At 43.6% G+C, this 12,743-nt stretch carries 13 protein-coding genes; 5 read left to right on the plus strand and 8 right to left on the minus strand.

Annotation, left to right across the window (positions count from 1 at the left end; genetic code table 11):
- Window positions 1-30 precede the first annotated feature (30 nt).
- From FX988_RS12650 to FX988_RS12660, 3 genes are read right to left on the minus strand one after another with little or no spacing between them, the layout of a single operon-like run.
- Window positions 31-2,445, minus strand: coding sequence for a putative bifunctional diguanylate cyclase/phosphodiesterase (locus FX988_RS12650; RefSeq protein ID WP_160182174.1), 2,415 nt, complete (start codon window positions 2,443-2,445; stop codon window positions 31-33).
- 35 nt (window positions 2,446-2,480) lie between these two features.
- Window positions 2,481-3,662 (minus strand): TonB-dependent receptor, encoded by a 1,182-nt coding sequence (locus FX988_RS12655; protein WP_160180295.1) that lies wholly within the window; start codon window positions 3,660-3,662, stop codon window positions 2,481-2,483.
- A gap of 1 nt (window position 3,663) precedes the next feature.
- A complete protein-coding gene (locus FX988_RS12660) occupies window positions 3,664-4,116 on the minus strand; it encodes a hypothetical protein (protein WP_160180297.1) in 453 nt (150 codons plus the stop codon).
- A gap of 229 nt (window positions 4,117-4,345) precedes the next feature.
- Between FX988_RS12660 and FX988_RS12665 the strand changes: the two genes are divergently transcribed.
- Window positions 4,346-5,647: a 3-deoxy-D-manno-octulosonic acid transferase gene (locus tag FX988_RS12665; RefSeq protein ID WP_160180298.1), complete on the plus strand. Its 1,302-nt coding sequence runs from the start codon at window positions 4,346-4,348 to the stop codon at window positions 5,645-5,647.
- A gap of 16 nt (window positions 5,648-5,663) precedes the next feature.
- On the opposite strand, the gene FX988_RS12670 is transcribed toward FX988_RS12665, so the two are convergent.
- A complete protein-coding gene (locus tag FX988_RS12670) occupies window positions 5,664-6,740 on the minus strand; it encodes a glycosyltransferase family 4 protein (protein WP_160180300.1) in 1,077 nt (358 codons plus the stop codon).
- Between the two features lie 129 nt (window positions 6,741-6,869).
- On the opposite strand from FX988_RS12670, the gene FX988_RS12675 reads away from it, so the two are divergent.
- The 4 genes from FX988_RS12675 (at window position 6,870) to FX988_RS12690 (ending at window position 10,773) form a co-directional block, all read left to right on the plus strand.
- The gene (locus FX988_RS12675; protein ID WP_160180302.1) at window positions 6,870-7,589 is read left to right on the plus strand and encodes a 3-deoxy-D-manno-octulosonic acid kinase; all 720 of its coding nucleotides are present in this window, start codon (window positions 6,870-6,872) and stop codon (window positions 7,587-7,589) included.
- 126 nt (window positions 7,590-7,715) lie between these two features.
- On the plus strand, window positions 7,716-9,119 hold the full coding sequence (locus tag FX988_RS12680) for a capsule assembly Wzi family protein (RefSeq protein ID WP_160180304.1): 1,404 nt from the start codon (window positions 7,716-7,718) through the stop codon (window positions 9,117-9,119).
- 48 nt (window positions 9,120-9,167) lie between these two features.
- A complete protein-coding gene (gene coaD / locus FX988_RS12685) occupies window positions 9,168-9,650 on the plus strand; it encodes a pantetheine-phosphate adenylyltransferase (protein ID WP_007992121.1) in 483 nt (160 codons plus the stop codon).
- 76 nt (window positions 9,651-9,726) lie between these two features.
- Complete coding sequence (locus tag FX988_RS12690; protein ID WP_160180305.1) at window positions 9,727-10,773, plus strand: UDP-N-acetylglucosamine 2-epimerase; 1,047 nt, start codon at window positions 9,727-9,729, stop codon at window positions 10,771-10,773.
- A 26-nt stretch (window positions 10,774-10,799) separates the two neighbouring features.
- On the opposite strand, the gene mutM is transcribed toward FX988_RS12690, so the two are convergent.
- The 4 genes from mutM to rpmB form a co-directional block, all read right to left on the minus strand.
- The gene (mutM, locus tag FX988_RS12695; RefSeq protein ID WP_160180312.1) at window positions 10,800-11,612 is read right to left on the minus strand and encodes a bifunctional DNA-formamidopyrimidine glycosylase/DNA-(apurinic or apyrimidinic site) lyase; all 813 of its coding nucleotides are present in this window, start codon (window positions 11,610-11,612) and stop codon (window positions 10,800-10,802) included.
- On the minus strand, window positions 11,605-12,132 hold the full coding sequence (locus FX988_RS12700) for a hypothetical protein (RefSeq protein ID WP_160180314.1): 528 nt from the start codon (window positions 12,130-12,132) through the stop codon (window positions 11,605-11,607). The genes mutM and FX988_RS12700 overlap by 8 nt, the downstream gene beginning before the upstream one ends.
- Window positions 12,133-12,282: 150 nt before the next feature.
- Complete coding sequence (gene rpmG, locus FX988_RS12705) at window positions 12,283-12,438, minus strand: 50S ribosomal protein L33 (RefSeq protein WP_006993456.1); 156 nt, start codon at window positions 12,436-12,438, stop codon at window positions 12,283-12,285.
- 12 nt (window positions 12,439-12,450) lie between these two features.
- On the minus strand, window positions 12,451-12,687 hold the full coding sequence (gene rpmB, locus FX988_RS12710) for a 50S ribosomal protein L28 (RefSeq protein ID WP_006993455.1): 237 nt from the start codon (window positions 12,685-12,687) through the stop codon (window positions 12,451-12,453).
- Between the last annotated feature and the right edge of the window lie 56 nt (window positions 12,688-12,743).

A 12,743-nucleotide genomic window follows, 5' to 3' on the forward strand; every position in this document is an offset into this window, starting at 1 on the left:
ACGTCATTGTTGTTTTACATTACTTGGAGGTTAAAATGACAATTCGAAACGCTTCCACACTCCGTCATCAAGTTTGCTGGGTAATGCAGGGTAAAGTTCTTCTTCAAGTACTGGCTTGGAAATATAGTAGCCTTGAGCTATATCGCAACGCATGGTACTTAAGGTGCTTAGCTGTTGCTCGGTTTCAACACCTTCTGCAACAACCTTCATTCCTAGCTTTCGAACCATGGCAACAGTGGATTTTACAATTTGTTTATCTGCACTACTGTTTTCCATGCCAGCGATAAAGCTTCGATCGATTTTAATGATATCCACGGGCAATTGGGATAAATACGCGAGTGACGAATAGCCAGTACCAAAATCATCAATGGAAAAGCTAAAGCCAAGGGCTTTTAGTTGATGCATGATGCCCTTGGTTTGTTCGATGTCGGCAACAACAGTACGTTCCGTCAACTCTAGCTCAATTTGGTCAGCTCCCTGTTCACTTAGCGCTAATTGCTCACGCATAAAGTTGATGAGATTTGGATCTAAAAACTGGCTAGCAGACAAATTTACCGCAATGCGATAGCCGCTCATCCCCAGGCTCTCTAGGTGAGCCAAAATACTAAACGCACGCTTGATCCCCCAATAACCTAGGGTAATCATGCTCTCTGAATTTTCCATAATAGGGATAAATTCGTCTGGCATAATGTAACCACTTTTCGGGTGAAGCCAGCGAATTAGCGCCTCGAATCCAACCAGTTTGCCTGTATTAATATCAATTTGTGCTTGTAATGCGAATTTAAACTGCTCTTGCAACAGCGCATCTCGAACATCATGCTCGATCTCAATATGTCGCATTACTTGGGTGCTCATTCCCTCATTGAACAAGGTGTAACGGTCACCACCAGCATCTTTCGACGCATACATCGCAATATCAGCTTGGCGCACTAAGTCATCTACCGTGACATTTTGCCCATCGCATGAAGTGATCCCTAAACTTACTGATGTGTAAAAGCGCTGAGCACCTATTTCCACTGACTCGCGAAACTTAGCAACTAACTTTTCCGCTAAGGTAATGCCATTACTGACCTCATCGATTTCCTGCAACACGATGACAAACTCATCTCCACCAAAACGGCTGACCACGTCTGACTCTCGCAAATTACTGCGTAATCGCTCGGCGGCCGCGATTAAAAATTCGTCTCCAATTCCATGACCGTAGCTATCATTGATTTTACGGAAGTTATCAAAGTCTAATAAAATAACCACAAGTGGCCCTGGTGTGCGCGATAAAGCCGCAATTTTTTTTCGCAACACAAAGTTAAGCATGTTGCGATTGGGCAGTCCCGTGAGTCGGTCATACATGGCGATGTTTTCCAATTCACGCGTGTTCTGTTCTATTTTTCCATCCATGGATTCTAACTGTTCACCCAACAAATTAGTCGAATGTTGTACGTCATCTATCTCATCTAAAAACAGTCGACTACGTGTAAACTGTAAGGTATTAAACTCGTCATATTTTTTTTGTGCTAATAACGGTAAACGTTTCGCAACGATGAGCAAGCGCCTACGCAAGCGCTCCGCCATGACAAAAAAGGTTAAAATGCACAATATAACTGTGATGGCAGAGATTATAATCACTCCGTTTTGATAACTTTCGTGTCTGGCCCACTCATCACTGATATCGTGCACAGTCAATAGATAAGCACTGTCAGCTTGAGTGTCATCAACAGGCAATAAATTGATTAAGTACGCTTGTTGACCCATGACTAAGCGATACCCTTTGTCCAACACCGTATCAAGTGTGACTGTTTCAGGGATTAACTTGAGTAATGCGCTAAGTTCTTGTCGCTTAATGTAGGAAATCGGTGGCTGTATTTGAGAGTCACGAAGCGCAGTAGCGGTGGAGGTTTTATCACTCGCCACTAACGCTAATTCAGCCAATGTAGAACGATTCAGAGCAGCCATCATTTCCAGTAAAGATGTAGTGGCGGTCAACACCAGAAGCTCGCCACTGGCAGATAGAATAGGCATACTAATCAAATGAAAGCATGATTGTTTACACAAAATATTGGTGACAGAGGATTGACTAACTAGGGTTTGCTGAACACTGGCCTTCACATAATCAGGCACATGCTGATGGTTTGCGAATATTACGCCTTGCTGATGGTTAAATAACCAGAGATTATTCACTTGCCAATTTAGCTGTAAATAGTCAAATTCCTCGCGAATAAACTCAGCGGTTGCCTGCGGGTTATCTGTGATATCTTCATGCAAATGAATAAACGATTCAAACCACAGCTCAATCCGACTACTAAGCATCTCTCGAATAAGATGCATTTGACTTAAATCTCTATCATGCAGCGCTTGGTGCTGACTTAAATAATCTTGGTTATTTTTGTCAATCCAGATGAATGTCAAAAGGACACTGGCAATCAATAAAAAACCGATCAGCAGACCCATGATCTTCCATGGCAAGCTAACAAATATACGCATCGTTAAAACCAATAAATAATTTGCAGCGCCCAAATATCCCAATACTTGGAATCATTGGCCACAGTATTAGGAATAAAAACAGGTGCTAAACGCGCACGCCCTTTCACTTTATGAAACTCGCCTCGAACTCGCCAGTTGTTGGCAAAATCCCAAGACGCACCCAGTGTAAGTTGATCGCGAAAAGCAAAATAGGCTGGAATAGCCCCACCACTTGCTTGGTGATATCGAGTACCGTTTCTATCGCGGTTATCAGCATCGAAGGTGTCAAATCGGGCAAGTAAGGTTACATCAGGGTGGACAAATAATCGGCCTTGCACATACACGCCTTCAGCGACGGCATCTGCATCACGCTGATTGGAGAAAAAACCTTGGAAATCACTCTTTTCACGCATAGCTTCGGCGTTAATATCCCAATATTCAGCACTGTACGACAGGCTAAGCATAAATCGTTCTAGGGCGACTTCCCCATCCGCAAAAATATCGTTGTCACCAGCGTTGTAGCTAAAATCTGTTCTTAGCATACTTCCACCTATTGATAACCCAGTCCCTAAAGGACTAAATAAAACGCTAAACTGCGTATCAAAATCATGCTTAAGTTTACCCGTCGCCAACCCTGACATTAAGTTTTCAGTTTGTTCTTGCTTGATTTGGGTGTTGCCATAGCTCCAACGAATATCCCATTCACCAAGAGAATTATGGTGCTGAGCGATCAGAGAAATACCATCGCTGCCCAAGGATGCATTGCGAAACGCATCAAAGTAGGATGATTGAGGGAGCACTATTGAGGGCATAGTATGCGGCACGTCTCGGGTGGCGGAATATAACCAATGATAATTCTTGTACCGGCCAAAGTGAGCGTTGATGTTCCAGCGCTGCGAGTTAAGCACTTGATAATCAAGAAACAAATAATCGATGCGCACTCCTTCATCAAAGCGATTACCGCCATTGATGTATATCCCTTGAGCTGACACCCGTAATTTTTGATTGATACGATACGAGGTGTTCAGGCCTACTTCGGTTAATCGGTACGACACCTCACCGTCATCATTAATATAATTGCTATCGCTAGACTGAATGACACCCTGGGCACCAAACCCGTGCCACACAAGGTCGCCGGCACGGGCAACCCCTGGAAGTGTCAAACTAATGAGGAATAAGAGAAGTAACACGTTTTTTTGCATCATCTTACCCCTCTTTACTAATTTTTAATTCGCGCATACCAGGCGGTATCGAACCTGAAATGACATAACCAATAGCACCAGGCTCTTGACTCACCATATTGATCATATCTTGGCTATCATTCACCAAAATCGGTTTCTCTCCTAACCCTGAATAGGCCAATTTATTCCACATTCTTTCTAGTTGATAAGGAAACATGCCGAGCACATTTTTGCAAAAGTGCTGATGAACAGGGTCTTGCTCGTGCAATACATACACTTTAATTGCTGAGCCATCTTCCCAGGTTGTTTGGCGCATTGAAAAAATCCAACGCACACGGCTCTCACTTAAAGAGTTGACACTGACGTTATCGTTCACAATTACGCGTACTTTAGCTTGATCAGCGTAAGTATGGTGTACCCCAAATAGCATCACTAGAGCGAGCAACAGGCGACAGCCGATGCGGTGAATATTCAGCAAAAAATACTCCTAATTAAATACCATTTTCTGTGAGTCAAAAAACAACTGAACGCACAACTCCTTGTAATTTGAATAAGTTTCAGAGTAAGTATTACTTGTTATTGCCTTTTATTACAGGAAATTTTTTATCCTATTCAAGGTATTGCACGTACTTCAATGCTCTCAAGCTTAGTCGAAAATCAACGAAATACTGTTAAAATGCCAGCTGAACCTATTTGATGGTAATAAGATGACGTCCAGTTTCACTCCCAATACAAACGAAATTTTAAGCCTATGGGCTTACACCTTGCTACTGAGTATTTTGTTACCCTTTGTGTTTTTACATTTTTGTTTTCAATACTTCACTAAAAAAACCACCTCCCCAGGGGCTCGAATTCAGCGATTCGGTGTGAACTTGCGTACAGCTGAAACGGGCGGGTTACTATTTCACTGTGTATCAGTAGGAGAAGTGGTTGCGGCAGCGAACGTAATAAACGCTATTCGCCAGCTTCATCCTTCTATCCCTGTGACCATTACAACCACCACGGCTACAGGTGCTAAACAAGTGACTAGTTTGTTTAAAGACACAGTAACTCACTGCTATTTACCGTTAGATTTACCCTGGATGATGAGTCGTTTACTCAAGCAAGCAGCGCCTGCTCACGTCATCATTACCGAAGTGGAACTTTGGCCAAATATGATTGACCAATGTTGGCGTAAGGGGGTCCCTGTATCAGTAATTAATGCGCGTATGACCAGTAACTCTATGCGTAGCTACGCAAAAATTTCAGCACTTTTTAACCCAATGCTACACAAACTGTATAAAATTTGTGCGCAAGGTGAGCGCGATTTCAAAAACTATCAACAACTTCGCACCCCAAAACAAACATTACTACTGACCAATAATATTAAGTTTGAACAAACGGTTCTCCCTGACGTCCACCAGCTAGCGAGTGAGTTTGCTCAAATGTTTAATATTGCTGGCCGAGCCATAGTTGTTGCGGGTAGTTCTCATGCTCCGGAAGAATCGGTCCTGCTAGAAGCACATAAAACCGTGCTTCAACAGTATCCTAAAACGCTCCTTATCATTGTACCTCGTCATCCCCAGCGCTTTGACGAGGTTTATCAAATTTGCCAGTCAAGTGGTTTACGCTGCATGCGCAGCTCTGATCAAATCCCATGTGACGAAAACACGCAAATTTTGTTAGTCGATGAAATGGGCAAACTACAGGCCTTATATGCACTGGCAACGATCGCCTTTGTCGGGGGCAGCATTGCTGATAGGGGAGGACACAATGCGCTGGAACCAGCCGCATTTGCCGTGCCAATTTTAATGGGACCTTATCGCTATAACAATCCAGCTATATGCCAAGTACTTAGGGATGGCGGCGCATTATTTGAAGTAAATAATGCACAGCAAGTCAGTTGCAATGTATTGCAATGGTTAGATGATGATGCGTCTCGAACACGCGCAGGGCAAGCCGGAAAACAGGTTTTACAAGAAAACAGTGGCGCTGTGTACGCCACCTTAGAGGCGTTAGGTTTTAGCTAAAACCGCAAAATGAGCTTTACTGCAAGCTTCTAAACAAATCGATCAAGGCTGTCGCTTCACGCTCTACCGTGTAATGCGCTAACACCCGTTCGCGTCCTGCCAAACCTTTTTCCTTTAACACGTCAGGATCAGATAATAGCGAGTCCATTTTAGCCGTCACTGCTGGCAGGTCATTGACAGGCACGACATGGCCGTCAACGTCTTCACGGATAATTTCTTCCCATGCACCAGCTTGGGTTGCTAATACAGCAGCACTGCAACTCATGGCTTCAAGCACAGTCAGACCGAACCCTTCGTTATCACTCAAGGCAGACACCATAGATAACGCACTAAAAATCGGTGGAATACGCTCAAATGGCAATTCACCAGTAAAAATAATCCGTTCGCTCAGGCCCGCCTTATCAATTTTTGCTTTGAGTTCGTCTACAAACTCTTGGTGACTAGAAGAAATAGCGCCCACCACAACAGCGGTGTAATCAGGATATTTAGGCAATACTTCAATACACGCATCTACAAACAGATGAACCCCTTTTTGTTTACGGACACGGCCTAAAATACCAATGCCGTACTTACCGCCGTACCCCAACTCTTGCCAAGCTTGCGCTTTATTGCTCGCGGGAGCGAAGTTTTCAATTTGAATACCGTGGGGAATAATAGCATCTGGCGGATCAGCCAAGTATTTAGCCGATGACTTACTAATGGCGACGACAGCATCCATCTGCCGCGTAAGCCATAAGGTAGAGCCTGAGCGATAACGCTGCGCTGCAGAACTAAACACCATTTTGATTTTGGCGCCAAATACATATTTAAGCAGCACAGCTTGGATCATTTCATCCACTCGGCGAGCGTGAAAAATACGGTACTTCCCGTTGCTTAATGGCTTGCGGCACATTTTGACTACCTGCCAAAAAGTCATCGCTTGGCTTGGGTCAGGTAAATAATGCTTCCCCATGACACGCAAATTAATCAACTTTTGTTGATAGGACATGACCTGCAACATGGTTGAGGTTACACCTGAAAAATTTGAATTCGAATTTCCCAGAATCAACTCAACTTCATCTTGCTTATTAATTTTCGTCACATCATGCTCCATAGTTAATGCTTACTCACTTGGTTAATATTATTCATTACACGGGTTGTACTGCCACTTAGTGCATAAGCTCGCATTCAAGGGTGATACAGGTATACACTATGCCAAATTTTGCAACGCACTTTGGGTTAAATGCCAAACATTCAGCAAACATCGACAGATCGCAGCACCATTATATTTGATGCTGAAATATTCGCAGCCCCTGATTTAGATATTTTTGATGGTCAATATTGGCGAGCAAAACAACAACTCACTGGCAGCGCCACAGGCCGTGGCACTACGTATTTTTTTGAACATAGCGGGAATGAATACGTATTACGTCATTATCGCCGCGGGGGCTTAATCGGTAAATTGATCAAAGACAGTTACTTTTACAGAGGGCTGTCACGCACTAGGGCGTGGCGGGAATTTACCCTTCTTGAACAAATGCATCGTCTTGGGTTACCGGTACCTGAACCCATTGCAGCTCAAGTTACACGACATAACGTGATGTACAAAGGGGATATCATCATCAAACGTATTCCTAACAGTCGTGACATGTTCAGTTTTTTGTGTGATGCCCCCCAACCGGATACTACATGGCAGGCCATAGGAGCCTGTATTCGACAATTCCACGACCACAATGTTTACCACCATGACTTAAATATTCACAACGTTATGCTCGACGATGAAGGGAAAATTTGGCTTATCGATTTCGATAAATGTGCCATTCACGCCAGTAATAATTGGAAGATGGCAAATTTAGATCGCCTACTGCGCTCACTACACAAAGAACAAAACAAGCAACAGACCTTTTACTTCAATGAGCAAAACTGGCAGACATTATTAACTGCATACGGCGAACCAGCGTAGTGACGTTACGCTGCTACTGTGCTGCGAATTGATATGATGAATAGTCATTACAAAGCAGATTACAATCTAACCTTGAATTGTTACACTCGATTTTTTGACACTCGCCGATTAGGATTGAATAAATAGATGTCACGTTATTGGATACTCGGCTGTTTGCTGATCGCGTCACAGGGATGGGCGAAGGGTCTATCACCCTATCTTCCTCTGCAAATTTCCCCCGAAATTGAATCTCAAATAGAGAAGGTAATGGCACTCACACCTGGCGCCCCTCTTACCAAACCCTATAAAGCGGCCGATGTTATGCGCCGAAACGAATTAATTGCGACGCGCTTTCCTGAACTTCATCGCTCTGTAGATGCTTACTTAGCACGATTTAAAGACACATTAGCCTTGACCCATGTTAGTGCATCGGTGTCTGTAGGTGAGGACGAAAGTAGCCCGATACCGAATCAAAGAGGTATCAGGCGCGACTCGAGCTATCAGGTTTCAGCTTCTGGAGTAGCCTTTATCTCGCCCTATGCATACGTGGCTGGTGGTGCTGTATATGCCGATGGCGAAGATGCCGTTTTATATAACACCCATGTTGCCTTCGGGTATGAATATGCGCAAATCGAAGCAGGCTATCGAGAGCACTGGTTCTCGCCTATGCAGGATTCAGCGCTACTTAGCAGTACCAATGCTAAACCTAGCGTGTCCGTTACGGTTAGCAATGCTACCCCTATCACCGACTGGGATATTCGCTATGAAGTGTTTTACGCGAAGCTCGATGACACCTTAGGCATTAGCCAACAAGGTGAGCTTTTTAATGGCGAACCCAACTTGTTGGGGGTGCACCTCAGTGTATCCCCTGTTGAAGCTTGGACCATAGGCTACAGCCGCACACTAAAATATGCTGGAACTAATAACAACTTAAGTCTTGGCGATGCATTTCAGGATCTACTTAGCCCCTCTGGTGAAGACATATCTCCTAGCCTTAATCCACAAGCGCTTGCCAGTGACCAAAAAACAGCTATCTCTAGCAAGATAAACCTGCCTTTTGCGTTTCCTGTATCTGTGTACGGTGAGCTCGCTTTTGACCATGCTCCAGAGGTTAACGAGCAAGAAACAGATGACAAAGCACTTGCGTTTGGAGTCTATTTCCCTATGGTAACCAACAACATATCCTTACGTTATGAATTCGCTCGATTAGACGAACTTTTCTACCAGTCCGAGTTTTATACCGCAGGTTATACCAATGAAGGACAATCGCTTGGTCACTGGGCAGGAGATATTTTCTCCTTGCAAGAGCAAGTACAAAAAACAACACATTCTTTGAATATGAATTGGAGATTCGCATCTGATCAGGTTATCGATGTGACACTAAGAAGTGCAGACGGCGATTCTAATTCCAACGCACAACAAGCATTTAAAGAGCTAACAGTTCGCTATAGCTACGCAACACAATACGGTTTCTGGGGCCTTGATCTTGATGTAGGCGAAGACCGTTTTGGTGAACAATTTAAACGAGTAAGTGCATTTTACCGCTGGTAAGCATTTAACGAGGCGGCAAAAGCGGCCATATTGATAAGGTATAAAATTATGCACACTAAAGCTGTCTACCCGGGCACATTTGATCCGATTACTAATGGTCATGCGGATTTAATCGAGCGCGCAGCCAATATGTTTGCCCACGTCATTGTTGGCATAGCAGCAAACCCAAGTAAAAAACCCTTGTTTAGCTTGCAGGAACGGGTTGAACTAATAAAAAAAGTGACAGCGCACTTACCTAATGTAGAAGTAATAGGCTTCGAAGGTTTGCTCGCTGATTTTGCAGACAGCCAAGGCGCTACTGTGCTAATTCGCGGCTTACGCGCAGTATCTGATTTTGAGTATGAATTTCAGTTAGCCAACATGAATCGTCGGTTAAACCCTAATTTAGAAAGTATTTTCTTAACACCAGCAGAAGAAAACTCTTTTATCTCATCAACACTGGTGAAAGAAGTCGCCCTGCATCGAGGGAAAGTCGATCAGTTTTGTCACCCTGCGGTTCAAGCTGCACTGAAAGAGAAGCTTCAGCAATAACTTACCACACTAACGCTCTACACCGCTTCGCGCTTACCATACTTGAGCGCGTGACCAAGGAAACAACTGAGAAAACATGGCAAAACACTACCTTTTTTACATATCTGAAAATTACTCATTTCAAATACTGCGCCCGTTACAAGATGAGATACACCAAAGAGGCGACACTGTCGCTTGGTTTGTAGAAGGTAACAATGTCAACAAAGCCTATTTTCAGCCACAAGAAACCCAATTACCTAATGTGCAGGCTGTCATCAATTATCAACCCGTTGCGGTATTTGTTCCTGGCAATATGGTGCCTTCATTTATTCCAGGTTTAAAGGTGTGTGTACGTCACGGTTTTATCGGTTTTAAAACCCGTAAGAAAGATGGTTTAAATTATTCATTTATCATTCGTGATTGCTTCGATTTGTATTGTACTCACGGACCATCAATGACCGACACGTTCAAATTACTGGAGCAGAAACATCAGTTTTTCAAAGTCGTAGAAACTGGTTTCTGTAAAATGGATCCGTTTTTCAATAACCCTCCTCGAATCGATAAAAAAGACTCGCGCCCTGTGGTGCTTTTTTCATCAACCTTTTCCCCTAGAATGTCTCAAGCTGCAGCATTATTGCCAACCATAAAGCGCTTATCTCAAGATACCAAATGGCGTTGGTTAGTGACCTTTCACCCCAAAATGGCACAAAGTACTGTAGATGCCTACAAAGCAGCCCAGCACGATAATTTAACCTTTATCGAAACCGACAATGCCATGCCATTGATGTTAGAGGCTGATTTAATGCTGGGAGATAATTCATCCATGTTGGTTGAGTTCTTGATGCTGAATAAGCCAGTCGTAACAATGAAAAACGAATACCCTAAGCCGCACTTTATTAATGTAACTGACCCTGAGGATCTTGAGAAAAGCATTGAATACGCATTAACAAGACCTGCAGAATTGATGGATAAATTAGACGACTACGCAGCGCAAACGCATCCCTACACAGATGGGCAGTCAAGCGCACGTATAATAGATGCCACCCAAGACATGCTCACTAATCCCCCTAAGCTGAAAAGAAAACCTTTTAACTTAATCCGCAGTATTAAAATGCGTAAGAAACTGGGGTATTGGGGCAGATAAGGGCTCAGTCGCCAAGCTTAAGGCTATTAGGTTTGGCACTGCTCACAAAAGAAAGTATTACGCTGCCCTAGCGTTACTGATTGAATGTCACTACCACAGACTTCACATGCTTTACCTTTGCGCCCATACACGCGCAGGTGCTGAGCAAAGTATCCGGGGTTGCCATCGGCTTGGGTAAAGTCCTTTAAGGTTGTACCCCCCTGCTCTATGGCTTTAGCCAAGACTTCTTTAATAATATTACCGAGCGCCAAGTACGCTTTTTTGCTGACTTTTTTGGCTGATTTTCTAGGGTCTATGCCGGCGATAAATAACGCTTCATTAGCGTATATATTTCCAACTCCAACGACCACTTTGTTATCCATAATAAAGTTCTTTACTGCCACACTCTTGGTGCGGGAAAGATCATATAGACGCTGCCCATCAAAGTCCGCAGTTAAAGGCTCAGGACCAAGGGCGGCAATCATACCTATCTCTGGTTCACTGGCATCTTGCCACAAACAAGCACCAAAGCGGCGCGCGTCGTTAAAACGCAGGCACACACAGTTACTTAATACGACATCAAGATGATCATGCTTGATAACGGGGGTATCACTGTTCACAATCCGCAACTTACCCGACATGCCTAAGTGCAAGATAATGCTGCCTGCATCCGTATCGATAAATAAGTATTTAGCTCGGCGGCGCACATCATTGACCCGCAACCCTTCGGCTAGATGCACTTCATCAGGCACCAACCAGCGTAATTGCTTGTGGCGCACAACGACCTGCTTAATTTTCTGGCCAAGTAAATGAGGGCTAATGCCTAATCGGCTGACTTCAACTTCTGGTAATTCAGGCATTTGGGATATCCGTTAAAAAGAGCTGTGACCAGGTCATATTGGTAATTTTATATAACTGAGCACCTTGGGTTGGGTATTGTACAAGCATATCTTCCCCTACCTGAAAAAACAGATAGTGCCTAGGCGCACTTTCTCCCGCTAGCCAAAGATTTACCGGTGTGGCTCCTGTCAGCGTTGCGTTGCCAATGGGGGCAAGTTCTGCGTTTTGCCACGCTATAACCACGTCTGTAAGGGTCTGATTGTCAATAACGGGTAGATTCTCACGCGTGACTTGCCTTTCTGTGCTAACTAAGTCCTTTGATGGCGGTACAAAGCGCCAGCCTCTGCCCACGCGCTCAATTGTATAAGCATGGGTAACAATGCTAGTAAGCATGGCATCATGCGGGATCAGCACGTCAATAGCATCATCAGTAGTGCTGTCATTTGAAAAGAGATTACCGCTTAGATTAAACAATAAGATAAGCAACAACATGGAAATAATCAGGACGTTATTCCAAGCGCGAGAGGTGAGTCGGATCATGATGAAATAAAGTAAAGTAGCGGTGTCATCTGCTGATTATGTCATGTAATGCACAACACAAAACAGTCTAATTGATCGTTTTAATCGTAGAAATATAACGCAAAAAACCCGACATAAGCCGGGTCTTTCGGGAGACAAAACAAGTATTAATTACTTAATTTTGGCTTCTTTAAACAAAACGTGCTGACGTACTTTAGGATCAAACTTTTTGATCTCCATTTTGCCAGGCATGTTACGTTTGTTTTTATCTGTGGTGTAGTAAAAACCGGTACCAGCAGAAGACACTAACTTGATTTTATCACGCATAATCTGTGTTCCTTAAATTTTTACGCCATTGGCACGGATATCAGTCAATACTGAATCAATACCTTTTTTATCAATAATACGCATACCTTTAGCAGATAAACGCAATTTAACGAAACGGTTTTCGCTTTCAACCCAAAAACGGTGGGTTTGTAGATTTGGCAAAAAACGACGACGAGTCGAGTTTTTAGCGTGTGAACGGTTGTTACCTACCGCTGGACGCTTGCCTGTCACTATACATACTTTGGACATCGTATTTGTCTCCAAACAATTCTAAAAATACTTAGCTCCGACAAGCATGCAAATAC

Source organism: Paraglaciecola mesophila (genome assembly GCF_009906955.1).
Classification (GTDB): Bacteria; Pseudomonadota; Gammaproteobacteria; order Enterobacterales; family Alteromonadaceae; genus Paraglaciecola; species Paraglaciecola mesophila_A.